Raw genomic sequence first — 24201 nt, forward strand, 5'->3', positions numbered from 1 at the left:
TCGGGTTGTGTTGGATCTATTATCTGCCGGCACTATTGTTCTTTCTGTACGCTGCCGTACCTTTCTCCTTAGTCAATTGAACGCAGCTGGCCTTTGACGATGCGCACCGGGTCGCCATTGCGCCACTGTGGCGCGGTCGACGAGTGGATGGTGCGCTTGTTGCCGTTATCCATGCGCACCACGATGTCCCAGCTATAGGTGGTTTTCATATTGCCTTCGATCTGGTTGCCGGCTACCGCGCCGCCGACCGCGCCGGCCACCGTGGCCAGTTGACGGCCATGGCCGCCGCCAATCTGGTTGCCCAGCAGGCCGCCGACCACTGCGCCGCCGACGGCGCCGACGCCGCTGCCCTGCGGACGGTGTTCAATCTTGCGCACGGCTTCGACCACGCCGCAGTTGCTGCATGCGGCGTTGCGCGCTTCCTGTTGCGGCGGTTGGCCCGGGCCGTCGACGTTGGCCGGCGCGGCTGCTGCACCGGCGTTGACGGCCGGTTCCGCATAAGCCATTTGCTGCGGCTGCTGTGCCGGCGCCATGCCGCTGACCTTGTCGGGCACGGTGGCGTTGGAGGTCGGCAGCCAGCCGAGGATGGCAGCGCTGCCGACGCCGCAGAACAGCACTACCGCGACTGCGGCGATGACCATGATCGGGTGGGTGCCTGGTTTGTTGGTTTGCGAGTCCATGGAAATGTCCTTTTATTTTTGAATGCCGATATTTTCTTCGGGTGCATGTTTTGCTTCCGTGCGTCACCGTACATACAGAGCAAATAATTGCCTTTAATCTGGTCTCATGCATACCTCTCTTTCACACTCTCCCGACGAAGACCGCGCGCAACCGCGATTGGCCAACAATCGCCTGCTGGCCAGCCTGCCGGATGAGGACCAGACCCAGCTGGCGGAAAAGTGCGAGACGGTGCGGGTCGACAACGGCCAGGTGCTGTCGGAGCCGGGGCAGGAAGTGCGCTATGTGTATTTCCCCATCGATTGCCTGGTGTCGCTGCTGGGCGTGGCCGAGGGCCGCATGACGCTGGAGGTCGGCTCGATCGGGCGCGAGGGCATGCTCGGCGCGCCGGTGGTGCTGGGGCACGAACTGGCGCAGGTGCGCGCGGTGGTGCAGCGCTCGGGCCGCGCCTACCGCATGGCGGCGGGCGATTTCGTGACCGAGTTTTATCGGATGGAGTCCTTGCAGCGCCTGCTGCACCGCTATACCGACACGGCGCTGGCGCAGGCCATCCAGATCGCCGTGTGCAGCCGCTTCCACGTGCTGGAGGCGCGGCTGGCGCGCTCGCTGCTGATTACGCGGGACCGCTTGCAGTCGGAGAAGTTCCATCTCACGCATGAATTTTTGGCACATTCGCTGGGGGTGCGGCGCGTCGGCGTGACCAAGGCCGCCAGCGCGTTGCAGGCGCAGGGGCTGATTACCTATAGCCGCGGCAATATCGAGATTCTCGATTCGGCCGGGCTGGAGGGGGCGTCCTGCCATTGCTACGAAATGTTCAAGGACAAATAATCCAGGCGAAAAAAACCCGTCATTCCCGCCTTCGCGGGAATGACGGGGATGGTGATTGGCGATTAACGCGGTGGCTTTTGCACCTGATTGCCGATGACGCCGCCCACCGCCGCGCCGCCCACCGTGCCCACTGCGCTGCCGCCGGTCAGCACCGAGCCGGCCACGGCGCCGACGCCGGCGCCGATGGCGGTGTTTTTATCCTGGCCCGACATGTTGGCGCATGCGCTCAGGCCCAGGGTGGCCGCCAGCACGGTGGCGGTTGCCGCGATACGTTTGATCTTCATGATTTTCTCCTCTGGCAGGGAAGGCGCGGTATTGCGCCTGCCCGATGGCTACAGAGTAGGCAAACCGCCGCGCCGCTTCCGTTCGCCATCCCACACTGAGAAAAAATCAACGGCCGGGCGTCTTGCCGGGCGGCGGCGCCACCGCCTTGCCGCCGGCCTGCGCCATCAATGCCTGGCAGCCCGGCGTTTCGCCGGGGCCGGTGCTCACCAGCGGCACGATGGCCGCCACCGGCGCCACCACCGCCAGCGCCAGCGCGCCGCCGGCGCGCAAGGCCAGCGCCCCCTTGTCGACGCTGACGTCCGGGTCCTTGAAGGTGCCGCGCACATAAATCGGCGCGCGCAGCGAAATCACCCGCACCGACTTGGCGTCCGGCTTGAGCGTCAGGTCGAGTTTCTCGTTGCCGAGGTTGACCGTGCCGTTGATGTCGATGCGCGCCTCGGACGTGTCCACCGCGAACAGCCGCGATTTCATCACGCCATTGCTGACCGCAAAATCGGTCACCATGCAATTGAGCTTGACCTGCTTGTCGCCGGCAATGCGCGTCAGCACCACGCTGCCGATGTTCAGGCCCATGGTTTCCAGCATCAGCTTGCTGACGCTGCCTTCGTTGATCACGCCTTTCAGCTCGCCGTTGGACGAACCCAGCAAGCTTGCCACCGAGTTGCCGGTGGCCGACAGCGAGACGTCGGCGTTGATCTGGCCGACCGTGGCCTGCATGCCCTCGATCGACGGGAACAGCTGCTTCAGTTGCAGGCGCCGGGCGTCGGCCTTGAGCTCGGCGCGGATGGCGTCCGGATTGATCTTGCCGCTGCCGTCGAGCATGACGTTGGAGGTGAAGCGGCCGCCGGCGATGTCGAAGTTCAGCGGCGTCAGCGCCAGCACGCCGTCCTTCAGGTGGATTTGCGTTTCCAGGTTCTGGATCGGCAAGTCCTTGTCGCGCGTGATTTGCGCCGCCTTGAAGTTGACGTCGGCTTCGATGGCGGTCCAGCGCTCGGTGCGGAATGTTTCCACCGGCAGCACCCTGTTGCCCGGCTGACGCTGCGCCGCGCCGCGCGCCTGCTTGCTGGCGTTGGAGTCGGCGCCGATCAGCGGGCCGAGGTCGGACACTTGCAGCAGCTTCGACTGCACGGCGCCGCTCAGCAGCGGACGCGGCTGGCCGGTCCTGAATTCCAGCTTGCCGGCGATGTCGCTCTGGCCGACCGTGCCGGTGAATTGCTGGTACACCCAGCGGCTGGCGTTGGCGCCGAGGTTACCGGTCAGGTGGCCGGCGGTGGCGAACGGCGGCGTCTCCGGCAGCAGCACGCCGGTCAGGCCGTACAGCCGCGCCATGCTGGGGCCGGACAGCTTGAGCTGCATGTCGATCGCCGCCAGCGAGGCCGGCTTGGTCAGCGTGCCGTCGAAGCTGATGCTGGTGCCGCCGACATTCAGGTCGGCCGCCAGCGGGTAGGGCTGGGTCTGCTGCTGCAGCGACAGCACGGCGCCGGCCTTGCCGCTGCCATGCACGTCCTGGTTGTTCCATGTGCCGCGCAATTGCCGAGGCGACGCCGTAGCGCCGGTCGTTGATGGTGTCGACCTCGGCGCGGGCGTCGACGTGTGTCACGGCGTCGAGGTAGCGCACCGTGCCCTTGGAGAACACCACGCTGCGGATGTTCAGCTGCCACGCCGACGGCGCAGCGTCGTCCTTGAAGGTCCAGTTGTTGCGACCGCCAGCCTCGCGCTGCAACAGCAGCACCGGGCTGTCGAAGCGCAGTTGCGGAATCTCGATGCGCTGGCGCAGCAGCGGCAGCGGCTCGATGGCGAAGGCGAACTGGCCGACGCTGGCCATCTCGGCCGGCGCGCGCATGCCGCGCGGATTGCCGATATGGACGTCGCGGGCGACCAGGTGCGGCATCGGCAGCCAGCTGTCATGCCGGCGCCAGGCCAGCGCCAGCGCGCCGCGGATCTCGAACGGGCGGTCGATGGCGGCGCCGATCTTGTCGTTGAGCCAGGGGCGGGCGCGGTTCCAGTCGATGCTGCTGACGGCGACCACGGCGAGGACGGGAACGGCCAGCACCACGGCGCTGGCGGCAAGGACGATGCGGGTACGGCGGGAAAGGGGCAAAAGCGGCAAAAGCGGCATGGTCAACCTTGTATCTCTGGTTGCATCATTTTACACACTCCGGCTTTTTGTGCGGCACCGTACTGATGCTCTGGCGGCATAGGCTTATAACGTCAACTGTAGCAATCAAATTTTTAGAGGAGAACAATAATGATGACGATGAACAGCCAATGGCAAATGCTGTGCGGTATGGCCGTGCTGGTCGGCCTGAGCGGTTGCGCCAGCAATAAAACTCCTGCCACCGCCGACGTTGCCGTGTCGCGCCAGGCGGTGGCTGCCGCCACCAGCGCCGGCGCCGCCGACCTGGCCCCGGCCGAGATGCAGTCGGCCCGCGAAAAACTGATGCGCGCCAACCAGGCGCTGGCCGCCCGCGACTACAAGACCGCGCAGGACCTGGCCACCCAGGCGTCGGCCGACGCCCAGCTGGCGCAGAGCAAGGCCAATTCGGCCAAGGCCACCGCCGCCTCCGACGAGCTGCAACAGAACATCCGCCTGCTGCGCGAAGAACTGGCGCGCGCCAACGCCACCACCCAACAATAACAAGGAGTGCCGATCATGAAAAAACTCGTTCTGCTGCCGACCGCGTTTGCGATGTCGGTGCTGTTTGCCGCTTGCAGCACCACGCCGACCACCACCAGCCAGCTGGACCAGGCGCGCGGCGACTTCCTGGCCGCGCAGAGCAATCCGCAGGTGGCCGCCAACGCGCCGCTGGAATTCAAGGCCGCCTCCGACGCGCTGGACCGCGCCAACGCCGCCGCCGCGAAGAAGGAGAGCCTGGACGAAATCGATAAGCTGGCCTATATCGCCAAGCAGAAGATCGCCACCGCGCAGGAAGCGGCCAAGGCCAAGCAGGCCGAGGCGGACGTGGCCAACGCCGCCCGCCAGCGTGACGAGATCCGCCTGCAGGCGCGCACCGCCGAGGCCAACAGCGCGCGCGTCGCCGCCGACCGCGCCCGCACGCAGGCCGAGCAGGCCAAGGCCGACGCCGACGCCGCCCGCGCCCAGGCCGACGCCGCCGCCAGCTCGGCGCGCGACGAGGCCGCCAAGAACGCCGCGCTGCAGCAGCAGCTGGCCGACCTGCAAGCCAAGCAAACCGAGCGCGGCATCGTCATCACGCTGAGCGACGTGCTGTTCCAGGTCGACCGCGCCGAACTGAGCGCCGAAGGCATGCGCACCGCGCAGAAAGTGGCCGACGTGCTGGCGCAGGAACCGCAGAGCATCGTGCAGGTGGAAGGCTTTACCGACAGCACCGGCACCTCGTCGCACAACCTGGAGCTGTCGCAGCGCCGCGCGGAATCGGTGCGCAACGCGCTGATCGGCCTCGGCGTCGCCAGCGCCAAGATCGCTACCCGCGGCTATGGCGAGGCGTATCCGGTGGCAAGCAATGCCGATGCCGGCAGCCGCCAGCTGAACCGCCGCGTCGAGATCGTGCTGTCGCAAAACGGCGCGCCGATCGCCAACCGCCGTTAATTTGACTCTCACTAAGGAAGGAAAGACTCATGGCTGAATCCAATCCCACCCAACCGGCAGGTATCGATACCGAAGCCATCCGCGCTGCCGCCCGCAACCTTGAGGACGGTCCGGTCACCGCCGGCTACCAGGGCGACCGCCAGGCGGTCATCAAAATGCTGAACGACGCGCTGGCCACCGAGCTGGTCTGCATCAACCGCTACAAGCGCCACTACTACACGGTCAGCGGCCGCGAGAACGCCGCCATCAAGGCGGAGTTCCTCGAGCACGCCAACGAGGAGCAGGAGCACGCCGACTGGCTGGCCGAGCGCATCGTCCAGCTCAACGGCGACCCGGATTTCAATCCGGCGACGTTGCTCGCACGCAGTCATGCCGAGTATGATGCGTCGGAAGACGTACAATCGATGGTGCGCGCCAACCTGATCGCCGAGCGCGTGGCCATCGAGGCGTATCGCCAGATGATCCAGCAAATCGGCGATACCGATCCAACGACTCGCCATCTTTTGATCAAAATCATGGCGAGCGAAGAGGAGCACGCGGACGATATGCGGGACATGTTGACCGAACACGGTTGACACACGCATAAGCAATTTGCTGTACAGTTTTCACATCAACAACCAAAACAGGAGCTTAATCATGCTGGAACAAAACATCAGTACCGTGAATAATGACGTGAAAACTCTGGTCAAGGACGCGCAGGCACTGTTCACCGCGGCCACCGCGCTGACCGGCGAGAAGGCCGACGAGCTGCGCGGCCGCGGCATGCGCGCGCTCGACAGCGCGCTGGCCAAGGCCCATGAAGCCCAGGTCAGCGCGGTCGCCGCCACCAAAGTCGCGGCCCAGCACGCCGACGACTACGTCAAGGAAAATCCTTGGCGTTCAATCGCGGCGGCGGCCGGCGTCGGCCTGTTGATCGGCGTCATCATCGGCCGCAAGTAATGGCACAAGACGACGGAACCCGTCCGCCGGGCCTGATCGCGTCGCTGGGTCTGGTGACCCGGAACGCGATCGGCCTGCTGCTCAACCGGCTCGAACTGGCCGCGCTGGAGCTGGCGCAGGTGCGCAACCACCTGCTGCAACTGGTGGTGGTGTTTGCGCTGGCCGTGCTGCTGGGCGGCTTTGCGCTGATCTACGCCTCGGTCACCATCGTCTACCTGGCGTGGGCGGCCATCGGCTGGGTCATCCTGCCGGTCATCACCGTGGTGTTCCTGGCGTTCGCCATCGGCCTGGTGCTGTACGCGCGCGCCATGCTGCGTAGCGGCAAGCTGTCGCTGCCGGCCACGATGGCCGAGCTCAAATCCGACCGCGACATGCTGGTTTAAGGAGACTCCATGAGCACACACGAAGACGAAGCCAAACTGGCGGCCGAGAAGCAGCGGCTGATCCGCGAGGGCGAGCTGCTGCGCATCAAGGTGGTCCATTCGAAGGTGCTGGTCGGCCAGGCGCTGCAGCCGGACGCGCTGATGCATGGCGCCGTCGATCACGCGGTGGCGCTGGCGCAGGCGCGCCTGGGCGGCCTGCTGCATCCGGGCGGCGCCGGCGGCGGCTTGTTGGGCGGCCTGAATTTCAAGTCGCTCAAGTCGCTGATGCCGTACGCGCTGACGGTCGGTTCCTTCATTGCGCGCAAGCGGCTGATCAAGCCGGCGCTGGCGGTGGCGGCACTGGCCGGCGTGGGCGTTACCTGGCTGTTGCGGCACAAGCGGCAGCCATAAGCAGGGCCGCGTCGCGGCCACACCTGCGAAGCGGCAGTCACCAGGGCCGCGTCGCCGCCCACCTGCGTCATTCCCGCGCAGGCGGGAATCCATAGAGCGCCTCAAAGGCAAACTCCGCATGGATTCCCGCCTGCGCGGGCATGACGTGGCTGGCCGCGGCGCGGCCCTTCCTCATTTACCAGCGACCAGCTGCGGCACCTTGGCCATATCGGCCTGGTAAGTGTCCTGCGCCTCCTTCAGGCAGGCGCTGCGCTCGGCGGCAGCGGCTTGCTTGCACGCTTGTTTGGCCTCGGCCAGCGCGGCGCCGATTTCCTTGCGCAGCGTGCGCGCCTGTTCCGCGCTGGTGCGGTCCGGCTGCGTCCAGCGCGCCGGCTCGCCCCTGGCGATTTCCTGTTTTTGCAGCTGGACGTTCTGTGGCGGCGTGGTATCGTCCTGCGCCTGCGCGGCCAGTGCCGCGCAAGCCATCATCACGCCGGTGATGATGCGATGGATCATGATGTCCTCCTTGGGGTTATAACCTGCCAGTGAGCAGCATAATCAGCAGTATCACCACGATCAGGCCGGTGATGCCGCTGGGCGCGTAGCCCCAGTTGCGGCTGTGCGGCCAGGTCGGCAGGGCGCCGATCAGCGCCAGGACCAGGATAATCAAAATAATGGTGCCCATGACATTCTCCTTGTTGTGGTTAGGGGGGATTAGTAGCGGTACAGGCGGCCGTCGATCAGACGCACGCGGTTGCCTTCGCGCAGGTCGTGGACGCTGTCCTGGTGGATGATGCGGATGTCGCCGTTGTCCATGCGCACGCTGATCTGGTATTCCGGATTGGCGTTGCGGTTGTTCTCGACGTTGTTGCCGACCACCGCGCCGCCGACCGCGCCGGCCACGGTGGCGGCCGTGCGGCCGCTGCCCGAGCCGACCTGGTTGCCCAGCAGGCCGCCGATCAGGCCGCCCGTGACGGCGCCGACGCCGGAGCTTTGGCGCGCCTGCATCACCTGGATCGATTCGATGGTGCCGTAGGTCGACGAGTCGTTGCTGATGTAGCCGATTTGTTGCGGCTGCTGGGTGTTGGCGCAGCCGCTCAGCACGGCGGCGCCGGCCAGCACGGCGGCGGCAAACGTAGTTGAGCGTTTCATGGTGTTCTCCTTGGAAAAATGTGCTTTCAGCTTAGACACGCCGGCCACGGGGGTCTGTGCGCTTACGCACGATGGCCTGTCGTGGCGTTTTGTGTACGCTATCGAACAGTAATGCGCGTGGAAGCGGCGTTTAATGGCGACATCGGTAGCAGAGACGGCAAACAAACGTCCCGCTGGCTGACAAACTCAACCAACACCAAGGAGAATCGCCATGAAAATCGCACATAAAATCGCTACTGCCCTGTTCACCGTATCGCTGCTGGGCGCCATGACCGGCTGCGCATCGACCTCGACCAAAGAAGGCACCGGCGAGTATGTCGACGATTCCGTCATCACCACCAAAGTGAAAGCCAGCATCTTCAACGAGCCTAGCCTGAAATCGACCGAAATCAACGTCGAAACCTTCAAAGGCACCGTGCAGCTGAGCGGCTTCGTGGCCCAGCCTGAAGACATCGCCAAAGCCGGCCAGGTGGCCCGCGGCGTCAAAGGCGTGACGGCTGTGAAAAACGACCTGCACGTCAAGTAATCCCCCGGCCGGCGCGTCCCAGGTGGCGCGCCGGTACTCTTCTGTGAGTCATCATGAACCAGCCTGTCGATCTTCCACGGACTCACGCACAGGCGGCCGGCGCCGACGCTGATGCGCCTGTTCTTACTCCTTCCCGTATTCCCCTGCATGTCAACGCGCGCGGCCTGGCGCTGGGCGTGATCGCCACGGTCGCCTTCATCTGGGCGCTGCAATGGTCGCGCAACTTCCTGGTGCCGCTGCTGCTCGGCATCCTGATTACCTATACGCTGAGCCCGCTGGTGTGCTGGCTGGAGCGGCTGCGCATCCCGCGCGTGATCGGCGTGACGCTGGTGACCGCCGCCATCCTCGGCAGCTCGGTGCTGGTGATCGACAAGGTGCAGGGCCAGTTCCAGTCGATCATGGACGAGCTGCCGACCGCCGGCCACAAGCTGTCGCGGCTGTTGTCCGAACATTTGCACAGCGGCGGGCCGAGCGCCTTGCAGCGCATCCAGGACGTCGCCACCGAGCTGCAGCAGGCCACCACGGCCAGCGCCCAGGAACGCCGCGCCGCGCGCCGCGCCGCCGCCGCGGCCGCGCCATCGCAGTTCCCGGTCATGGACTGGATCTGGGCCGGCTCGATGGGCGTGATGGGCTTCCTCAGCCAGGCCACCATGGTGATCTTCCTGGTGTTCTTCCTGTTGTTGTCGGGCGATACCTTCAAGCGCAAGCTGGTCAAGCTGACCGGGCCGTCGCTGAGCAAGAAGAAAATCACCGTCCACATCCTCGACGACATCAATATCTCGATCCAGAAATACATGCTGATGCTGCTGGTTACGAATGTGCTGCTGGCCCTGCTGATGTGGGTGGCCTTGCGCTGGATCGGCCTGGAAAACGCCGGCGCCTGGGCCATCGTGGCCGGCCTGCTGCACCTGATGCCTTACTTCGGCCCGCTGCTGATCATGATCGCCACTGGCGTGGTGGCCTTCCTGCAATTCGAGTCGGTGCAGATGAGCTTCCTGGTGATGGGCGCTGCGCTGGCCATCGCCACTCTGGTCGGCACCGTGGTGACCACCTGGATGACCGGCCGCTTCGCCCGCATGAACGCGGCGGCGGTGTTTGTCAGCCTGCTGTTCTGGGGCTGGCTGTGGGGCGTCTGGGGCCTGCTGCTCGGCGTCCCCGTGATCGTCATCGTCAAGGTGGTCGCCGAGCGGGTGGAAGGGATGGAAGTGCTGGCCGAACTACTCGGCGAGTGAGGAACCGCGCAAGCTGCCCAGCTGCAGCGCATACTGCCGCGCAAACTCGGCGCCGAGGAAGAAAATCTGCGCCGAGTAATACACCCACATCAGTACCGCGATCAGCGAGCCGGCCGCGCCATAACTGCTGGCCACGCCGCTGTTGCCGATATACGCGCCGATCGCATATTTCCCCAGCGTGAACAGGGCGGCGGTGCCGATGGCGCCGATGGTCACGTCATGCCATGACAGCCTGACGCGCGGCAGCATCTTGAAGATCACGCCGAACAGCGCGGCGATCACCACGAAGCTGATGCTCATGTTGACCACGGTGAGCACGATGCCGGCGTCGCCCCACCAGCTGCCCCAGAATTTCTCCAGCAAGGTCAGCGCGGCGCTGACCACCAGCGACACCATCAGCAGAAAGGCCAGCACCAGCACCATGCCGAACGACAGCAGGCGGGTGCGGACGGTGTCCCAGACGGTGCCACTGTCGGGCGGCGGCACTTGCCAGATGGCGTCCAGGCTGGTCTTCAGTTCAGCGAACACGGTGGTGGCGCCGAACAGCAGCAGGGCGCCGGCGACCAGGGTTGCCAGCCGGCCTTCCTCCTTGCTACGGGCGCCGGCCAGCACCGCCTGGATGGCTTCCGCGCCCTGCGCGCCGACCAGGCCGCGCAGCTGCGCGAACAGCTCGCCCTGCGCCGCCTGCGGCCCATAGAACCAGCCGGCGATGGCCAGCACCAGCACGATGATGGGCGCCAGCGAAAACAGCGTGTAGAAGGCCAACGCCGCGCCCATGCTGGAGCCGCGGTGGTCGAACCACTCGAGCACCGTGCATTTGACAACCGAAATGATGGTTTTCTTTTTCATAAATAAAAAAGCCCCGCAACCAGGGTTGCGGGGCTCTGCTTTCAGAAGTTATTGCACACGGCGTTCGATGGTGATCTGTTCCACCTCGACGCGGCGGTTAGGTTCCAGGCACTTGATCAGGTCGGCGCGTTTCTTGTCGTTGCACTCAACCACAGGATTCGACTCGCCCTTGCCGACGGCGGTCAGGCGGTCCGCTGCCACGCCCTTGGCGACCAGGTAGTCCTTGACCGAATTGGCGCGGCGCTCGGACAGTTTCTGGTTGTACTTGTCGCTGCCCAGGCGGTCGGCGTAACCGGAGATGGTGACGTCGTTGATGCTGCTGTTGACGTTCAGTACGTTGGCGATCTCGTCCAGCTTAGGCTGGTTCGGGTTCAGCTTGGCGCTGTCGAACGAGAACAGCTCGGTGGCCGACATGGTCACCTTCTCGAAGCGCGCTGGCGGTGGCGGCGGTGGTGCTGGCGGCGCTGGTGGTGGTGGCGGCGGTTCAGCCACTGGCGGCGCTGGCGGCGGGGTCGGCGCGGTGCGTGGCGGCGCGTTGAACGCGATGTTCAGGCCGACGGTTGCGTAGTAGTTGTTGCTCTTGCTGTTAGGGAATACATCGTCACGGATGAAGCCGTGCACGTTGCGGATGTCGGCCTGCAGCGCGACGCGCTCGTTCAGGTCGGCCTGGAAGCCCAGGCCGGCGCTGACGTAAGGCGAGGTTTTCTTGCGCTCGATGTTGCCGGCCAGGTTGGCCTTGTCGCGCTCGGCGCCGACACCGACCAGGATGAATGGGCGGAACGATTTGCGCGAGAACAGGTACAAGCCGTCCACGCCCAGCGTTTCTTGCTGGTAGCGCTGGCCGTTTTCACGGGAGCGGGCATAGGTGTAGCCGGTCTGGATGTCCCAGTTTTCGCTGACGGCCTTGCCGAACTTCACGCCGGCGCCGTAGCCGTGCTTGTCGACCGCGCGGAATTCGTCGTCAGGCTTGACGGCGTTGACGCTGGGCTGGATGTACCACGATGGGTTGATGACCGGATCTTGTTGGGCCATGGCGGAGAACGACGCACACAGTGCTGCGGCGGCGAGGGCGATTTTCTTGGATTTATTCACAGGGTGGCTCCCGATTGTTTAAAAAATTTCACTGCCAGCAATGTTGTTGCATCGCTGTTGGACCGAAGATTAGGTGACAAGGTGCGGCTCTTCCGTTCGCTACCGCACCAAACCTTGTGCTGTATCAAATCCGTCACACATCGGGAAACTTAATCGAAAGTTATTTGTCCGAAGTTAAGGCTATAGATGCTTCGCTAATGTTCGTTGACGCACAGACTGTGGCTGCTCAAAAGGGCATTCTTGGGTCAACGCCGTACTAATTCGGGCAATTCGAGCATTAATTTAAGGAGTGATCCCCATGCACGCAGTCAGCAAACAACAAACCATGGTCCAAAACGAGATGAAAGCCTCGCCGGAGATGCAATCCACCACGGCGCGCCTGGCTTTGATGGAGCGCTCGACTCCTGCACCGCTGGATCGCAAGCCTGCGCTGTCGATGGCGTCGATTGAGCGCGTACGCTCGACCTCGGCCACGCTGCGCCGCATCGAAAACATGCAGAAACTGATCGGCGAGCTGTCGATGCACGAGATGCTGGCCGACGAAATCGCCTGGTTCCTGAAATTCTCGCCGTCCGGCGCCCGCAAATACATCCGCGACCTGCGCGAAGCCGGCGTCATCGAGCTGGCGCGCTATGTCGAAGGCACCGCCACCTACCTCGGCAAGGCCGTCTACCAGCTGACCCCCGACCCGGAGCGCATCGCCGCCTTCCTGGCCGCCATCGCCCAGCCGAAGCGCGAAGGCGCGCCGCCACGCAAGGAGCGTCCGGGCCTGCGCGAGCAGGCGATGGCCGGCAGCGGCCGTCATTTCCACATTCTGGCCGACGACACCCACTACGCCATCCGCGTTAACCGTGGCCCGGTGATGCGCGACCCGCTGGTCGCCGCGCTGTTCGGCAGCGCGCCGTCGCAGCAAAAAGCAGCGGAATAAACCGCCCCGCGAGGGTAAGATAAACAGCCGGCGCTTGCGCCGGCTGTTTTCGTATTGAAATGTTGATATGCAGCCCCACCTACGCTGGCATGACATCTCACGGACCCTGCGGCACATGGAAGCTTTGATCTTAGGCCTGACGGCGCTGGCGATCGCGCTGCCCTTCATCTACCCGCGCTGGCGACTGCGCCGCGCGCTGGCCAGGCCCTTGCCGGCCGCGGCCGAGGCGATCTTGCGGCGCAATATCCCCGTCTACAGCCGCATGAGCGCCGACTTGCAGCAGCAGTTGCGGCGCATGGTGGTGCAATTCCTGCATCAAAAAAGTTCATCGGCTGCGAAGGGCTGGAGATCACCGATGAAATGGCGGTCACGATCGCCGGCCAGGCCTGCTTGCTGCTGCTGAACCGGCCCAGCAAGGTGTATCCGGCGCTGCACACCATTTTGGTCTACCCGAGCGAATTCGTGGCGCAGCGCGCCGAAGTGGGGCCGGGCGGCGTGGTGACGCCGGGGCGCCAGAGCATGCTGGGCGAATCGTGGGACGACGGCCGCGTGGTGCTGTCGTGGGACGACGTGCGGCGCGGCGCCGGCGACTGGACCGACGGCCATAACGTGGTGCTGCACGAGTTCGCGCATCAGCTCGACAGCGAATCGGGCCGCGCCAACGGCGCGCCTTACCTCGGCAACCCGGCCAGCTACAGCGAGTGGTCGGAAGTGCTGTCGCGCGCCTACCAGAACCTGCGCATGCACGCGATGTACCGCCAGCCGGCGGTGATGGACCATTACGGCGCCACCAATCCGGCCGAGTTCTTCGCGGTGGCCACCGAAACCTTCTACGAGAAGCCGTATCAGATGGCCGAGCACTATCCCGAGCTGTTTGCGGAATTCCTCAAATATTACCGCGTCGACCCGCGCGCCTGGATGTCGCCGCCGCCGGCCCCGCCGGAGCAGGCGGCCGGCCACGCCTACGGCTGGTAGCTACAGGATGATGGAGCCGTCGTCGGTGCGCTTGACCTGCAGCAGGCCCGGTTCGTCCTCTTCCAGCCGGCGCGCTTCCAGTTCGGCGCTGCTCGGCTCCTTGCCGGCCTCGGCCAGCAGGCGCTGACGTTCGGCCAGCGCTTGCACGATGTTTTGTTCCAGCTCGGACTGCTGCCACGGCTTGGGGATGAAGCGGAACACATGGGCGTCGTTGATGGCCGCCATCGCCGTCTTGAAGTCGGTCGAGGCGCTGAGCATGATGCGCACGGTGGCCGGCGCCACCTCCTTGAGCGCCTGCAGGAAGTCGCCGCCGCTCATTTCGGGCATCATGAAGTCCGATACCACCAGGTCGAAGTCGCAGACGCAGATGCGGTTCAGCGCGTCGAACGGATTGGAGAAGGTTTCGATCTGCGCGCCGGACAGCGCCTTGCTTTGCCGCAGCGCCCGTTGCAGCGCGCTCAGCATATTGGGTTCATCGTCCACCAGCAGTATACGGGTCATGGCAGTTCCTCCGATTGGCGGACCGGCAGCAGCACGCGGAAGCAGGTGCCGCGTCCCAGTTCGCTGTCGACCTCGATGCGTCCCTTGTGTTTCTGCACGATGCCGTAGGCCAGCGACAGGCCGAGGCCGGTGCCCTTGCCGACCGCCTTGGTGGTGAAGAAGGGGTCGAAGATGCGCGACAGCGTATCGGGCGCGATGCCGTTGCCGGTGTCTTCCACTTCCAGTCTGACGGTCTGGGCGTCGGCCATGCCGGTGCGCACGGTGATGGTGCCGCGTTGCTGGCCCATGGCCTGGGCGGCGTTGACCACCAGGTTCAGCACCACCTGGTTGATTTGCAGCGGCAGGCATTCGATCTCGGGGATGTCGCCATAGGCCTTGACCACGTCGGCGCTGTACTTGACCTCGTTGGCAACGATATTCAGCGTCGAGTCGATGCCCTGGTGCAGGTTGGCGCGGCTCCACGCCTGGTTGGTGTCGGCGCGCGAAAAATCCTTGAGGTCGTCGACGATGTGGCGCACCCGCACCAGGCCTTCGCCGGACTCGCGCATCAGCGCCGGGATGTCCTCGCGCAGGAAGTCGAGGTCGATGCGCTCGCGCATGGCGCGCAAGGCGGCCGCCACCGCCGGCTCGGCGACGTGCGGTTCGGCCGCCTGGTAGGCGTCCAGCATGTCAAACAGCTGGCCCAGGTAGTTTTGCAGCGTGCCGACGTTGGAGAAGATATAGCCGAGCGGGTTGTTGATCTCGTGCGCCACGCCGGCCGCCAGCTGGCCGATCGAGGCCAGCTTCTCCGACTGCACCAGCTGCTGCTGGGCCGCCGACAGCAGGTCGTTCAGTTCGGTCAGCTGGCGGATATCGTCCGCCAGCCTATCGTTGGCGTGGGCCAGCTGGGCGGTGCGCTTTTCGACGATGTGTTCGAGGTTGTCGCGCGACTTGCGCAGCGCGTTTTCGGCCACGCGCCGCTCGGTGACGTCGCGCAGCGTCTCGATGGCGCCGACGATGTTGCCCTCGGCATCGCGCAGCGGCGCGGCGGTGAAGTGCAGCCAGTGGCCGCTGGCGCCGATATTCGGAAAGAAGTCCTCCGATTCGTAGGCGCCCGGTATCAGCGCCGACGGGTGGGTGTGGCCCGGATAGTGCGAGGCGATATCGCTGTCGCCGGTCAGGATCAGGTCGCACAGCAGCGGGCGCTCCTTGACGTAGAACGGCTGCCACTGGTTGCGGGTGCCGACCATGCAGGCGCGGGTCCAGCCCAGCAGCTGCTCGCAGGCCTTGTTCCAGTGGATGATGACGTGGTGGCGGTTGATGGCGAAGGTGGCTACCGGATGGCCGTCGAAGAATTCGGACAGTGCCACTTCGGCTTGCGTGGGAAGTTTCATCGGGGATCCTGGTTCACCAATATCGTGCACATGTCGTTGACCAGCAGCGGGCAGGCCTGAGTGAGCTGCCGGCGCTGTTCCTGGTCGAAGGCCAGCCGTTCCCAGGCCTGTTCGCGCTGCTGGTCGCCGGCCCCGGGCGGGGCCGCCAGCAGGTGCGCCAGGCCGACCGCCAACGCCAGGCCGGTGGCGTTGGCGCGGTGCTGGTGGCTGATGGCGTCCTGTATGGCCGGCGGGAAGCGCCAGTACGCCGCCAGCGCGCTGCCGGCCTGCGCGTGGTCGACGCCGAACACCGCCAGTTCGGCCTCGGCCAGGCTGGCATCCGCGTGCTCGGCGCGCCAGGCCGGCACGGCCGCGTACTCGGCCGGGAAGCGCGTGGCCAGCACCAGCGTGCCGAGGTTGTGCAGCAGGCCGGCGGTGAAGGCGGTGTCCGGGCTTTGCCGCAGCTGGCGCGCCAGCGCGCGCGCCCAGACCGCGGTGGCGATGGCCTCGCGCCAGAAGCTGTCCATGTCGAGCGCGCCGGCCGGCGGCGCCGCGCTGATGACGCCGCAGGCGGTGACCAGCGTGCGCACGCTGTGCAGCCCCAGCACCGACATCGCCTGCTGGATGCTGGTGACCTTGGACGGCATGCCGTAGAACGAGGAATTGGCCAGCCGCAGCGTCTTGGCGGTAAGCGCCTGGTCGAGCGCGATGCGGCTGGCCAGGTAGGGCAGGTCGATATCGTCCTCGGCCATGCAGCCCAGCAGCTCGGCCACTACCGCCGGCAGCGACGGCAGGTCGTGGATGCGGCGCACCACCTCGTCCAGCGCGACCTGGCTCATGGCGGCGCCCCGGCCGGGCTGAAGGTGATCAGGCTGCCGCGCGAGGCCGAGCTGGCGCCCATGCGGTAGGCGGTGACGAGGTAGCGGCTGCCGTCGATGTCGGCCTGGTGGCCGGCCGGCGGCAGCGCGGCGCCGGCCGGGAACAGCTGCGGCAGCACGTCGCCGGCGTCGTTGCCCAGCAGCACGCTGCGCCGGAACACGCGGCTGGCGGCGCCGTTGACGAAGGCGATCATGCCGCTGTCGTCCATGCCGATCACCGGCAGCGGCAGCTGTTGCACGATTTCACGCGCGACGCCGAGGCTGATCTCGTCGCGCTCGATCTGGCGCTGCATCTGGTGCAACATGTGCTCCATGCGCCGGTTGGCGCTGGCCAGCTCGTGGTTGGCATTGCGCACCTCCAGGTTCAGGCGCAGGTTGTCGTCGGCAATCTCCTTGAGGCGGAAGGCGTCGGCCAGGTGTGCGCGCAGCTGCTCGTCGTTCCACGGCTTGGTGAGAAACTTGTAAATCGCGCCCTCGTTGACGGCGTCCGTCACCGATTGCAGCTCGGTGTAGCCGGACAGCATGATGCGGATGGTCTCGGGCCGCAGGATGCGCGCCTGGCGCAGGAAGTCGGCGCCGTTCAGGCCGGGCATGCGCTGGTCGGAGATGATGACGTCGGCCGGCAGCCGGGCCAGCAGTTCCAGCCCCTGTTCGCCGGAACTGGCGGTGTGGATTTCGTAGCCGGCCGGGCGCAGCAGGCGCTTCAGCGCTGCAATGATGTTGGCGTCGTCGTCCACCAGCAGCAGCGTGCGGCGGCGCTTCTGGCCGCGCAGCAGTTGCGGCGCCAGCTGGCGGTCCTCGCGCAGCAGCGCGCCCAGCTGCGCGGGCGCTTGCGGCGCGGCGTAGATGTCGCCCTGTACCAGGTCGCACAAATTGTCGCGCAGAAAAATGCACTGCGCCTCGTTCCGCACGCCGTCGGCCGCCACCCGGATGCCCAGGTGTTGCGCCATGGCGATCAGCGCCTGGCACTGCGCGGCGCCGGCGGCATGGTCGGCGGCGCCGTGCACGACCGAGCTGTCGAGCTTGATGTAATCGAAGGGATAGCGCAGCAGGTTGTCCAGGCAGGCGGGGCCGGCGCCAAAGCGGTCCAGCGTCAGGCTGATGCCTTGCTCCTTGAGTCCGTCCAGGGTGCCGGCGCTGGCGGCCGCATCGTGCATCAGCGCGGCCTCGTCCAGTTCCAGCGTCAGCGCGGCCGGCGCCAGCGCGTATTCGCCGAGCACGGCCGCCACGTGGCGGCCGAAATGCGGATCGCCCAGCTGTTCGGCGCCGATATTGATGGCGATTTGAAAATCGCAACAATCGAGCACGCCGCCTTGCCACAGCGGACGGTCCTCGCAACTGCGGCGCAGCGCGGCCAGGCTGTCCGCGGGCGCCACGATGGCCTCCACGCAGGCCACCGCGCCGTTGCGCAGGTCAACCAAGGGCTGATAGCGCGGCGGGGGATCATCGAACTTCATCAGGCGTTCCTATCGAAATGGAAGCTTGCTGCTCGAAAATACTATCGACCGATTATTACGGATAAGCCTGCCGCGTTCAACCTTTTTCATCGTGCGGGAGCGAACGGAAGCCGCCGCCCATGCGGCCCACACTGGGGGCACGTTCATTCAGGAGCAGACCTATGAGCACAATTATCGCGGGGCACTTCCAGTTACAGGACGAGATCGCCGACGCCCGCCTGGCCTTGTTAAGCGCCGGCTTCCCGGCCGCGCGCATCAGTTCCTTTTACGTCAACCCGCCGGGCCAGCATGACCTGCATGAGCTGGGCGGCGATCACGATAAATCGCCGGGCGCAAGGGAGAGCGACGAGGGCGTGGTGCAGGGCGGGGCTGCCGGCGCTGTCGCCGGCGCCGTGGCCGGCGCCGCGACGATGGCCGTCACCGGGCCGGTGGGGCCGGTGGTTGGCGCGCTGGTCGGCGCCCATGTCGGTTCGCTGTACAGCCTGAACAAGATGAAGGAGCGCGGCGAGGCCGGACGAGGACGGCAGCAACGTGCGGCCGCCGCGCAAGTCCGGCATGATGATCGCCGTCGCGGTAGACGACGTCACGCAGCGGGACAAGGCGCTGGACGTGCTGCAGCGGCTCGGCGCGCGCGACCTGGAACGGGCCGAAGGCACCATCAGCGGCGGCGACTGGCGCGACTTCGATCCGAACTCGCTGCCGGTGCCGGTATAGCTTTGCGCGACAGTGCGGGCCGCGTGTCGGGCGCGGTTGCTGGCTTATTGTTGCTGATTGTTGCTTATGCGAGACGATGCCTGCGCGCACCGCAATTTTCGGTATGATGGTTACCAGACATCAACCGGGCGCGGAGGCTGCGATGACACAGGCATGGCTGGTACTCACTGGTCCGGACGGGCGCGACGTGGCGGCCCCGTCCGAAGCCCAGCTGGCGGCCGCACTGGCCGAGGTCTACAGCGGCAAGCTTGCCGGCGCCGATGGCGCTCCCGGTAGCGCCGTGCTGCGCTTCGGCTATGACGATGGCCTGATGTACGAGATGGAGGTGTCGAGCGGCGGCGCGGTGCGCTTCGCCGAATGGTCGGACCGCGATTGCGAGATTGCGCTGGCGACGCCGCGCACGATGACCGTCAGCCAGCCGGCCGACGCCTTGCAGCTGTGGCGCCTGATGGCGCAGCGGCAGGTGGCCAAGATCCGCAGCCAGCCGTGGCTGGGGGACGACTAGCGCTGGCGTTGCTCCAGCCGCGTCTGGCAACTGATGCAGAAGCGCGCCTCCGGGCGGGCGTTCAGCCGCGAGTAGCCGATGGCCTCGCCGCAACTTTCACACAAGCCGTAACTGCGGTCGGCGAATTTGCCGAGCGCGCGGCGCACCATGTCCAGCCGGCGCGCGGTCAGCGTGGCCGCCTCGTGGACCGCCGCGTGCAGCGTGCGCTGGCTGGCGTTGTCGGCCGGCGAGGCCTCGGCCTGGTGCGGCAGCGGCAGGCGCAGGTCGGTGCTGCGGTCGAGATCGTCCGCCAGCTGGTTGCGCAGGGCGGCGCCGGCCTGTTCCAGGCGCGTTTGCAGGCTAAGCCATTGTTGATCGTCGAGTCCGTTCATGCCGCGCGCTCCTTACGGCGTTGGACCGGCTGGGCGGCGAATCGTTCTACAAGTCCTCGATGCGGTGCTTGAGTTTTTCCAGCGCCGGCAGGATGTGCTCCGGCTTGCCGGTGACCAGCGCGGCGCCGCTGGCGATCAGCTCGCCGGCGAGGTCGGCCAGGTCCTTGACGCGGTCGAGGCGCGCGATGATCCGCGCCGCGCGCGCGCTCAGTTCGGTCAGCTGTTGTTGCGGCGCCTGCAAGCCGCCGGCCGCCAGCACGGCCGCGTCCAGGTATAGCGTGTTGGCGCGCTGGCGCAGCGCCAGTTCGTTCTCAAACAGGGCTTGCGCCACGCCGTGCGACAGGCCCGGCAGGGCGCCGCCGGGCGCGGGCCGGCGCAGCGCGCGCATCAGGCGACGGTGCAGCGCGTCGGCGCAGGCGGACAGGGTGTCGGCCAGCGCCTCCAGGCTGGCCTGCTGTTGCGGATCGGTCATGGCGACTCCTTATTGGGCGGGCAGGCGGTCGAGCAGCGCGCGGTGGCGCTGCTCGATCAGGTCGAGGTTCTTGCGCGCCAGCGTGAAGCGCAGGCCGATCAGGCGGAACTCGGCCTGCTTCGCCTGCTGCGTGGACCTGGCCAGGGCCAGCAGCAGGCGGTCGCGGCTGGCGTCAAGAAAGGGGATTTCCGACTCCAGCATGCCGATCACCAGGTCTTCCTCGTTGTCGCTGGACTTGCTGTACAGGCGCAGCAGCGTGCGCATGGCGTCGAGCACCTCCTGCACCGGCTGGCGGCCCTCGCGCATGATGGCGTTGACGGTGTCTTCCTGCAGCGGCGCGGTGAAGGCGCGCGCGGCCAGCCGGGCCAGGCCGGCATAGGCGTTGACGTGGCGGTCCTCCAGGCCGGTATCGGGCCAGGCCTTGATGCCGGTGCGGATGCTTTTCAGCTGGTCTGCCAGATCGTAGCGGCGGTCGCCGGCCAGCTTGCCGAGCGCCTGCATATACGCCTGCAGGCCGTACTGCAGCTGGACGAAGTCATCGCAGGCCTGCTGGCGGCGGGCGTCGAGCTGCTGCTCGCGGGCATCGGCGGCAGGATACATGAACGGCTGCTGGCGCTGGTAGGTGTGGCGGTAGCGCTCGGTCAGTTCGTGATAGGCGCCGAGCTTGGGCGCGTCGGCGGCGAAGGCGCGCACCTCGGCCATGCGCGGCGTGCTGCTGGCGCAGCCGGTCAGCAGGAGCAGCAGGCCGAGGATCAGGCAAAGACGGTTCATGGATCACCCCACGGTTGAGTGGGATGATTGTTGCCTGCGGCGGCGCCGCACGTGTTGCGCGGGCGCAGACTCCGTGGCCGGCTACGTGGCCAGCGCGCTGCGCCAGCCGAGGCCGGCGATGGTGCCGGCGGCCGGCATGTACTCGCAGCCGACCCAGCCGTCATAGCCGATGCGGTCGATGAAGGCGAACAGGTGGCGGTAATTGATCTCGCCGGTGCCGGGTTCGTGGCGGCCGGGCGTATCGGCCACCTGCATATGCCTGATCAGCGGCAGGTTGGCCTGAATGGTATTGGACAGTTCGCCCTCCATGCGCTGCATATGATAAACATCGTATTGCAGGAACAGGTTCGGACGGCCGGCTTCGGCAATGATGTCGAGCGCCTGGCGGCTGGTGTTGAGCAGATAGCCGGGCATATCGAAATGGTTGATCGGCTCGATCAGCAGATCGACGCCGGCCGGCGCCAGCTGATCGGCGGCGTAGCACAGGTTGTCGACATAGGTGGCGTGCGCCAGCGCGGGCGCCAGTCCGGCCGGCAGCTTGCCGGCCATGCAATGGAGCTGGGTGACGCCCAGTTCGGCGGCATATTCCAGCGCGGCGGCGACGCCGGCGCGGAACTCGTCGCTGCGGCGCGGATCGCAGGCCATGCCGCGGTCGCCGCCGGGCCAGTCGCCGGCGGGCAGGTTGAACAGCACCAGCTTCAGCTGATACCGGCGCAAGCGCGCGGCGATCTGCTGCGCCTCGAAAGCGTACGGAAACAAAAACTCGACCGCCTCAAAGCCGGCCTCGTGCGCGAGAGCAAAGCGGTCCAGAAACGGCACGTCGGTAAACAACGTCGACAGATTGGCGGCAAACTTCGGCATCAGATGCAACTCCGGGGTCAGGTCTGACAATCGTACACGAGCTCGTGTGCGAATGTCAGACCTGACCCCGGTTTTCAGCGGCCGCGGCCGCCGGAGCGGTGCTGGGCGGCTGCGCGCGGGGCGTTGCCGCCGCCGTTGCCGCCGGCCGTGCGCGGCTTGTTGCCATTACCATTACCATTGCCATTGCCGTTGCCGCCCGGCTTGCGCGGCGCGCCGCCGTGGCGGTTGCCGCCGTTGCGGTGGCCCGGGCCGCCGCTGCGCAGCTGGATCGGTTGCGGACGGGCGGTCGGGTCCGGCTCGAAGCCGGCGATGACGTCGCGCGGCAGCGTTTGCTTGATGAGCTTTTCGATGTCTTTCAGCATGTCGTGCTCGTCCACGCAGACCAGCGATACCGCCTCGCCCGTGGCGCCGGCGCGGCCGGTGCGGCCGATCCGGTGCACATAGTCTTCCGGCACGTTCGGCAGGTCGTAGTTGACCACGTGCGGCAGCTGGTCGATGTCGATGCCGCGCGCGGCGATGTCGGTGGCCACCAGCACTTGCAGCTTGTTGTCCTTGAATTCCGACAGCGCCTTGGTGCGCGCCGACTGGCTCTTGTTGCCGTGGATGGCCATCGCGCCGATGCCGTCCTTGTCCAGCTGCTCCACCAGCTTGTTGGCGCCGTGCTTGGTGCGGGTGAATACCAGCACCTGCGACCACTGGTTCGACTTGATCAGGTGCGCCAGCAGCGGGTGCTTCTTGTCGCGGTCGACCGGGTGGATTTTTGCGCGATGACGTCGGAGGTGGCGTTGCGGCGCGCCACTTCGATCATCGCCGGGTTGTTCAGCAGGCCGTCGGCCAGCGCCTTGATTTCGTCCGAGAAGGTGGCCGAGAACAGCAGGTTCTGGCGCTTCGGCGGCAGCTTGGCCAGCACTTTGCGGATATCGCGGATGAAGCCCATGTCGAGCATGCGGTCGGCCTCGTCGAGCACCAGGATTTCGATCCTGCTCAGGTCGACCGTGCCCTGGTCCATATGGTCCAGCAGACGGCCCGGCGTGGCCACCAGGATGTCGACGCCGTGCTTGAGTTGCTTGATCTGCGGATTGATGCCGACGCCGCCGAAGATCACGGCCGAGTTCAGCCTGGTGTACTTGCCGTAGGTGCGCACGCTTTCCTCGACCTGGGCCGCCAGTTCGCGGGTCGGGGTCAGGATCAGGGCGCGGATCGCGCGCGGCGAGGTGTTGCTGGTCAGCTTGGCGCCGACCGCGTCGGTCGACAGGCGCTGCAGCAGCGGCAGCGTGAAGCCGGCCGTCTTGCCGGTGCCGGTCTGGGCGCCCGCCAGCAGGTCGCCGCCGTTCAGCACGGCCGGAATGGCTTGCTGCTGGATCGGGGTGGGCGTGGTGTAGCCTGTTTCGCTAACAGCGCGCATCAGGGCGTCAGATAAACCGAGGGAAGAAAAAGACATATCAACTTTGCAAAAAAATACAGGACTGGCCGAAGCCGCAGCTTTCAGTATAGCACCTAGTTTCAATAGGGAAATACTTAGGCAGGAAAAAGGGAGCCGCGGCTCCCTTAATTTGTAACAAACTTTTTAGCTTGCTTATGCGAAGGGAGTCAGCAGGCCAACCATCTGGCCGAACACTTTCGGGCTGCCAGCGATGACGTCGCCCTTGTACAGGTAGTCCGACTCGCCGTTGAACTCGCCGACGATGCCGCCCGCTTCCGTGATCATCAGCGCGCCGGCGGCGATGTCCCACGGCTTCAGGCCTTTTTCATAGAAGCCGTCCAGGCGGCCGCAGGCGACGTAGGCCAGGTCCAGCGCGGCGCTGCCGGCGCGGCGCACGCCCTGGCTGCGTTCGGCCATGATGCCGTACATTTCCAGGTATTCGACCAGCGCCTTCGGGTTGCCGGCCTGGTAGCCGGTGCCCAGCAGGGCGTTGCTAATGCGGTCGAGCTTGCCGACGCGGATGCGCTTTTCGTTGAGGTAGGCGCCGGCGCCCTTGGTGGCGGTGAACAGGTCGTTGCGCACCGGGTCGTAGATGATGCCCTGGGTGATCACGCCGCGCTGCGACAGCGCGATCGAGATGCAGTATTGCGGGAAACCGTGCATGAAGTTGGTGGTGCCATCGATCGGGTCGATGATCCAGGTGTATTCTGCCTCGTCGTGGGCATTCGCCGACGCGCCCGACTCTTCCGCCAGGAAGGCGTGGTCCAGGTAGGCTTTCGACAGCACTTCGATGATCGCTTGTTCAGCGGCACTGGTCGACGTCGGTGACGAAGTCCTTGTGGTTCTTTTCGGTGACGATCAGGCGATCGAGGTCGAAGGAAGCGCGGTTGATGACGGCCGCGCCGCGACGTGCGGCCTTGACGGCCGTGTTGATCATTGGATGCATGGGCTTTTCCGTATAAAAATGCTAACGCCCACCGGGGGATTTCCAGCCCGGCGGCACGACAGGAGACAAAATGACAAAGAGCGGGGCGGTGCGAACAGGTAAAATTCTGCTGGAATTTCCGTATCGATACCGCGCGATTGCGCTAT

The 24201-nt window shown here is 65.9% G+C and carries 29 protein-coding genes and 4 pseudogenes; 13 read left to right on the top strand and 20 right to left on the bottom strand.

The window, feature by feature from the left end; translation table 11 throughout:
• Positions 1-68 precede the first annotated feature (68 nt).
• Positions 69-680, bottom strand: a complete 612-nt coding sequence (locus tag ACRQ5J_RS10215) for a glycine zipper 2TM domain-containing protein (RefSeq protein ID WP_432383094.1) — start codon at positions 678-680, stop codon at positions 69-71.
• Positions 681-786: 106 nt separating this feature from the next.
• Between ACRQ5J_RS10215 and ACRQ5J_RS10220 the strand changes: the two genes are divergently transcribed.
• On the top strand, positions 787-1506 hold the full coding sequence (locus ACRQ5J_RS10220; protein WP_432383095.1) for a Crp/Fnr family transcriptional regulator: 720 nt from the start codon (positions 787-789) through the stop codon (positions 1504-1506).
• A gap of 62 nt (positions 1507-1568) precedes the next feature.
• Here the strand turns inward: ACRQ5J_RS10220 and ACRQ5J_RS10225 are convergent, their stop codons facing one another.
• The 3 genes and pseudogenes from ACRQ5J_RS10225 to ACRQ5J_RS10235 form a co-directional block, all read right to left on the bottom strand.
• Positions 1569-1790 carry a glycine zipper 2TM domain-containing protein gene (locus tag ACRQ5J_RS10225; RefSeq protein ID WP_432383096.1) on the bottom strand — a complete coding sequence of 74 codons (222 nt, stop codon included), beginning with the start codon at positions 1788-1790 and terminating at the stop codon, positions 1569-1571.
• A 106-nt stretch (positions 1791-1896) separates the two neighbouring features.
• Positions 1897-3294, bottom strand: coding sequence for an AsmA family protein (locus ACRQ5J_RS10230; protein ID WP_432383098.1), 1398 nt, complete (start codon positions 3292-3294; stop codon positions 1897-1899).
• Positions 3295-3439: 145 nt separating this feature from the next.
• A pseudogene (locus ACRQ5J_RS10235) lies at positions 3440-3910 on the bottom strand (AsmA family protein); the annotation flags it as partial.
• Positions 3911-4042: 132 nt separating this feature from the next.
• Here ACRQ5J_RS10235 and ACRQ5J_RS10240 point away from each other — a divergent pair.
• From ACRQ5J_RS10240 to ACRQ5J_RS10265, 6 genes are all read left to right on the top strand, one after another.
• Positions 4043-4429: a DUF4398 domain-containing protein gene (locus ACRQ5J_RS10240; RefSeq protein WP_432383621.1), complete on the top strand. Its 387-nt coding sequence runs from the start codon at positions 4043-4045 to the stop codon at positions 4427-4429.
• A 15-nt stretch (positions 4430-4444) separates the two neighbouring features.
• Positions 4445-5359 carry an OmpA family protein gene (locus ACRQ5J_RS10245; protein WP_432383099.1) on the top strand — a complete coding sequence of 305 codons (915 nt, stop codon included), beginning with the start codon at positions 4445-4447 and terminating at the stop codon, positions 5357-5359.
• Between the two features lie 29 nt (positions 5360-5388).
• Positions 5389-5934 (top strand): ferritin-like domain-containing protein, encoded by a 546-nt coding sequence (locus ACRQ5J_RS10250; protein ID WP_432383100.1) that lies wholly within the window; start codon positions 5389-5391, stop codon positions 5932-5934.
• Between the two features lie 61 nt (positions 5935-5995).
• A complete protein-coding gene (locus ACRQ5J_RS10255; RefSeq protein WP_432383101.1) occupies positions 5996-6298 on the top strand; it encodes a DUF883 family protein in 303 nt (100 codons plus the stop codon).
• Entirely contained in the window at positions 6298-6681 is a 384-nt protein-coding gene (locus ACRQ5J_RS10260; RefSeq protein WP_432383103.1) for a phage holin family protein, read from the top strand. The genes ACRQ5J_RS10255 and ACRQ5J_RS10260 overlap by 1 nt, the downstream gene beginning before the upstream one ends.
• 9 nt (positions 6682-6690) lie before the next feature.
• Positions 6691-7071, top strand: a complete 381-nt coding sequence (locus tag ACRQ5J_RS10265; protein ID WP_432383105.1) for a hypothetical protein — start codon at positions 6691-6693, stop codon at positions 7069-7071.
• 171 nt (positions 7072-7242) lie between these two features.
• Here the strand turns inward: ACRQ5J_RS10265 and ACRQ5J_RS10270 are convergent, their stop codons facing one another.
• From ACRQ5J_RS10270 to ACRQ5J_RS10280, 3 genes are read right to left on the bottom strand one after another with little or no spacing between them, the layout of a single operon-like run.
• Complete coding sequence (locus ACRQ5J_RS10270; protein WP_432383107.1) at positions 7243-7566, bottom strand: hypothetical protein; 324 nt, start codon at positions 7564-7566, stop codon at positions 7243-7245.
• Between the two features lie 16 nt (positions 7567-7582).
• Positions 7583-7735, bottom strand: a complete 153-nt coding sequence (locus ACRQ5J_RS10275; RefSeq protein ID WP_090192273.1) for a DUF3309 domain-containing protein — start codon at positions 7733-7735, stop codon at positions 7583-7585.
• A 29-nt stretch (positions 7736-7764) separates the two neighbouring features.
• On the bottom strand, positions 7765-8202 hold the full coding sequence (locus ACRQ5J_RS10280) for a glycine zipper 2TM domain-containing protein (protein WP_432383109.1): 438 nt from the start codon (positions 8200-8202) through the stop codon (positions 7765-7767).
• A gap of 211 nt (positions 8203-8413) precedes the next feature.
• On the opposite strand from ACRQ5J_RS10280, the gene ACRQ5J_RS10285 reads away from it, so the two are divergent.
• Positions 8414-8728, top strand: a complete 315-nt coding sequence (locus ACRQ5J_RS10285) for a BON domain-containing protein (protein ID WP_432383111.1) — start codon at positions 8414-8416, stop codon at positions 8726-8728.
• Between the two features lie 53 nt (positions 8729-8781).
• Positions 8782-9960, top strand: a complete 1179-nt coding sequence (locus ACRQ5J_RS10290) for an AI-2E family transporter (protein WP_432383113.1) — start codon at positions 8782-8784, stop codon at positions 9958-9960.
• Here the strand turns inward: ACRQ5J_RS10290 and ACRQ5J_RS10295 are convergent.
• Positions 9946-10809 carry a YihY/virulence factor BrkB family protein gene (locus ACRQ5J_RS10295; RefSeq protein WP_432383115.1) on the bottom strand — a complete coding sequence of 288 codons (864 nt, stop codon included), beginning with the start codon at positions 10807-10809 and terminating at the stop codon, positions 9946-9948. The two genes, ACRQ5J_RS10290 and ACRQ5J_RS10295, sit on opposite strands and share 15 nt — an antisense overlap.
• Positions 10810-10857: 48 nt before the next feature.
• Complete coding sequence (locus ACRQ5J_RS10300) at positions 10858-11901, bottom strand: OmpA family protein (protein WP_432383117.1); 1044 nt, start codon at positions 11899-11901, stop codon at positions 10858-10860.
• A 340-nt stretch (positions 11902-12241) separates the two neighbouring features.
• Here ACRQ5J_RS10300 and ACRQ5J_RS10305 point away from each other — a divergent pair, with 340 nt between their 5' ends.
• A complete protein-coding gene (locus ACRQ5J_RS10305; RefSeq protein WP_432383622.1) occupies positions 12242-12829 on the top strand; it encodes a winged helix-turn-helix domain-containing protein in 588 nt (195 codons plus the stop codon).
• 115 nt (positions 12830-12944) lie between these two features.
• Positions 12945-13804: pseudogene (locus ACRQ5J_RS10310) on the top strand (zinc-dependent peptidase).
• Here the strand turns inward: ACRQ5J_RS10310 and ACRQ5J_RS10315 are convergent.
• The 5 genes from ACRQ5J_RS10315 to ACRQ5J_RS10335 form a co-directional block, all read right to left on the bottom strand.
• Positions 13805-14305 carry a response regulator gene (locus ACRQ5J_RS10315; RefSeq protein WP_432383119.1) on the bottom strand — a complete coding sequence of 167 codons (501 nt, stop codon included), beginning with the start codon at positions 14303-14305 and terminating at the stop codon, positions 13805-13807.
• Positions 14302-15678, bottom strand: a complete 1377-nt coding sequence (locus ACRQ5J_RS10320; RefSeq protein ID WP_432383121.1) for an ATP-binding protein — start codon at positions 15676-15678, stop codon at positions 14302-14304. Before ACRQ5J_RS10320 ends, ACRQ5J_RS10315 begins: the two co-directional genes overlap by 4 nt.
• Positions 15675-16496 (bottom strand): HDOD domain-containing protein, encoded by an 822-nt coding sequence (locus ACRQ5J_RS10325; RefSeq protein WP_432383123.1) that lies wholly within the window; start codon positions 16494-16496, stop codon positions 15675-15677. The genes ACRQ5J_RS10320 and ACRQ5J_RS10325 overlap by 4 nt, the downstream gene beginning before the upstream one ends.
• Complete coding sequence (locus ACRQ5J_RS10330; protein ID WP_432383125.1) at positions 16493-17992, bottom strand: EAL domain-containing protein; 1500 nt, start codon at positions 17990-17992, stop codon at positions 16493-16495. Before ACRQ5J_RS10330 ends, ACRQ5J_RS10325 begins: the two co-directional genes overlap by 4 nt.
• Positions 17993-18219: 227 nt before the next feature.
• Positions 18220-18549, bottom strand: coding sequence for a hypothetical protein (locus ACRQ5J_RS10335; RefSeq protein WP_432383127.1), 330 nt, complete (start codon positions 18547-18549; stop codon positions 18220-18222).
• On the opposite strand from ACRQ5J_RS10335, the gene ACRQ5J_RS10340 reads away from it, so the two are divergent.
• Complete coding sequence (locus tag ACRQ5J_RS10340) at positions 18548-18706, top strand: hypothetical protein (RefSeq protein ID WP_432383128.1); 159 nt, start codon at positions 18548-18550, stop codon at positions 18704-18706. The two genes, ACRQ5J_RS10335 and ACRQ5J_RS10340, sit on opposite strands and share 2 nt — an antisense overlap.
• Before the next feature lie 142 nt (positions 18707-18848).
• A complete protein-coding gene (locus ACRQ5J_RS10345) occupies positions 18849-19211 on the top strand; it encodes a hypothetical protein (protein ID WP_432383130.1) in 363 nt (120 codons plus the stop codon).
• Here the strand turns inward: ACRQ5J_RS10345 and ACRQ5J_RS10350 are convergent.
• The 6 genes and pseudogenes from ACRQ5J_RS10350 to ACRQ5J_RS10375 all read right to left on the bottom strand — a co-directional run bounded on the left by ACRQ5J_RS10350 (position 19208) and on the right by ACRQ5J_RS10375 (position 24046).
• Positions 19208-19582: a TraR/DksA family transcriptional regulator gene (locus ACRQ5J_RS10350; protein WP_432383132.1), complete on the bottom strand. Its 375-nt coding sequence runs from the start codon at positions 19580-19582 to the stop codon at positions 19208-19210. The two genes, ACRQ5J_RS10345 and ACRQ5J_RS10350, sit on opposite strands and share 4 nt — an antisense overlap.
• A gap of 46 nt (positions 19583-19628) precedes the next feature.
• A complete protein-coding gene (locus tag ACRQ5J_RS10355; RefSeq protein WP_432383134.1) occupies positions 19629-20054 on the bottom strand; it encodes a hypothetical protein in 426 nt (141 codons plus the stop codon).
• A gap of 9 nt (positions 20055-20063) precedes the next feature.
• Positions 20064-20825 (bottom strand): hypothetical protein, encoded by a 762-nt coding sequence (locus ACRQ5J_RS10360; protein WP_432383136.1) that lies wholly within the window; start codon positions 20823-20825, stop codon positions 20064-20066.
• Positions 20826-20906: 81 nt separating this feature from the next.
• Positions 20907-21686 carry a hydroxypyruvate isomerase gene (hyi, locus tag ACRQ5J_RS10365; protein ID WP_432383137.1) on the bottom strand — a complete coding sequence of 260 codons (780 nt, stop codon included), beginning with the start codon at positions 21684-21686 and terminating at the stop codon, positions 20907-20909.
• A 74-nt stretch (positions 21687-21760) separates the two neighbouring features.
• A pseudogene (locus ACRQ5J_RS10370) lies at positions 21761-23127 on the bottom strand (DEAD/DEAH box helicase).
• A 135-nt stretch (positions 23128-23262) separates the two neighbouring features.
• Positions 23263-24046 (bottom strand): annotated as a pseudogene (locus tag ACRQ5J_RS10375) (inositol monophosphatase family protein).
• Positions 24047-24201 lie beyond the last annotated feature (155 nt).

The organism is Duganella sp. P38 (assembly GCF_050859475.1).
Taxonomy (GTDB): Bacteria; Pseudomonadota; Gammaproteobacteria; order Burkholderiales; family Burkholderiaceae_D; genus Rugamonas.

Bases quoted from the DNA above. Each gene is read 5' to 3' on its own strand.
- ACRQ5J_RS10215 (WP_432383094.1), bottom strand. From the start codon at position 680: ATGGACTCGCAAACCAACAAACCAGGCACCCACCCGATCATGGTCATC.
- ACRQ5J_RS10220 (WP_432383095.1), top strand. From the start codon at position 787: ATGCATACCTCTCTTTCACACTCTCCCGACGAAGACCGCGCGCAACCG.
- ACRQ5J_RS10225 (WP_432383096.1), bottom strand. From the start codon at position 1,790: ATGAAGATCAAACGTATCGCGGCAACCGCCACCGTGCTGGCGGCCACC.
- ACRQ5J_RS10240 (WP_432383621.1), top strand. From the start codon at position 4,043: ATGACGATGAACAGCCAATGGCAAATGCTGTGCGGTATGGCCGTGCTG.
- ACRQ5J_RS10245 (WP_432383099.1), top strand. From the start codon at position 4,445: ATGAAAAAACTCGTTCTGCTGCCGACCGCGTTTGCGATGTCGGTGCTG.
- ACRQ5J_RS10250 (WP_432383100.1), top strand. From the start codon at position 5,389: ATGGCTGAATCCAATCCCACCCAACCGGCAGGTATCGATACCGAAGCC.
- ACRQ5J_RS10255 (WP_432383101.1), top strand. From the start codon at position 5,996: ATGCTGGAACAAAACATCAGTACCGTGAATAATGACGTGAAAACTCTG.
- ACRQ5J_RS10260 (WP_432383103.1), top strand. From the start codon at position 6,298: ATGGCACAAGACGACGGAACCCGTCCGCCGGGCCTGATCGCGTCGCTG.
- ACRQ5J_RS10265 (WP_432383105.1), top strand. From the start codon at position 6,691: ATGAGCACACACGAAGACGAAGCCAAACTGGCGGCCGAGAAGCAGCGG.
- ACRQ5J_RS10270 (WP_432383107.1), bottom strand. From the start codon at position 7,566: ATGATCCATCGCATCATCACCGGCGTGATGATGGCTTGCGCGGCACTG.
- ACRQ5J_RS10275 (WP_090192273.1), bottom strand. From the start codon at position 7,735: ATGGGCACCATTATTTTGATTATCCTGGTCCTGGCGCTGATCGGCGCC.
- ACRQ5J_RS10280 (WP_432383109.1), bottom strand. From the start codon at position 8,202: ATGAAACGCTCAACTACGTTTGCCGCCGCCGTGCTGGCCGGCGCCGCC.
- ACRQ5J_RS10285 (WP_432383111.1), top strand. From the start codon at position 8,414: ATGAAAATCGCACATAAAATCGCTACTGCCCTGTTCACCGTATCGCTG.
- ACRQ5J_RS10290 (WP_432383113.1), top strand. From the start codon at position 8,782: ATGAACCAGCCTGTCGATCTTCCACGGACTCACGCACAGGCGGCCGGC.
- ACRQ5J_RS10295 (WP_432383115.1), bottom strand. From the start codon at position 10,809: ATGAAAAAGAAAACCATCATTTCGGTTGTCAAATGCACGGTGCTCGAG.
- ACRQ5J_RS10305 (WP_432383622.1), top strand. From the start codon at position 12,242: ATGAAAGCCTCGCCGGAGATGCAATCCACCACGGCGCGCCTGGCTTTG.
- ACRQ5J_RS10315 (WP_432383119.1), bottom strand. From the start codon at position 14,305: ATGACCCGTATACTGCTGGTGGACGATGAACCCAATATGCTGAGCGCG.
- ACRQ5J_RS10320 (WP_432383121.1), bottom strand. From the start codon at position 15,678: ATGAAACTTCCCACGCAAGCCGAAGTGGCACTGTCCGAATTCTTCGAC.
- ACRQ5J_RS10325 (WP_432383123.1), bottom strand. From the start codon at position 16,496: ATGAGCCAGGTCGCGCTGGACGAGGTGGTGCGCCGCATCCACGACCTG.
- ACRQ5J_RS10330 (WP_432383125.1), bottom strand. From the start codon at position 17,992: ATGAAGTTCGATGATCCCCCGCCGCGCTATCAGCCCTTGGTTGACCTG.
- ACRQ5J_RS10340 (WP_432383128.1), top strand. From the start codon at position 18,548: ATGATGATCGCCGTCGCGGTAGACGACGTCACGCAGCGGGACAAGGCG.
- ACRQ5J_RS10335 (WP_432383127.1), bottom strand. From the start codon at position 18,549: ATGCCGGACTTGCGCGGCGGCCGCACGTTGCTGCCGTCCTCGTCCGGC.
- ACRQ5J_RS10345 (WP_432383130.1), top strand. From the start codon at position 18,849: ATGACACAGGCATGGCTGGTACTCACTGGTCCGGACGGGCGCGACGTG.
- ACRQ5J_RS10350 (WP_432383132.1), bottom strand. From the start codon at position 19,582: ATGAACGGACTCGACGATCAACAATGGCTTAGCCTGCAAACGCGCCTG.
- ACRQ5J_RS10355 (WP_432383134.1), bottom strand. From the start codon at position 20,054: ATGACCGATCCGCAACAGCAGGCCAGCCTGGAGGCGCTGGCCGACACC.
- ACRQ5J_RS10360 (WP_432383136.1), bottom strand. From the start codon at position 20,825: ATGAACCGTCTTTGCCTGATCCTCGGCCTGCTGCTCCTGCTGACCGGC.
- hyi (WP_432383137.1), bottom strand. From the start codon at position 21,686: ATGCCGAAGTTTGCCGCCAATCTGTCGACGTTGTTTACCGACGTGCCG.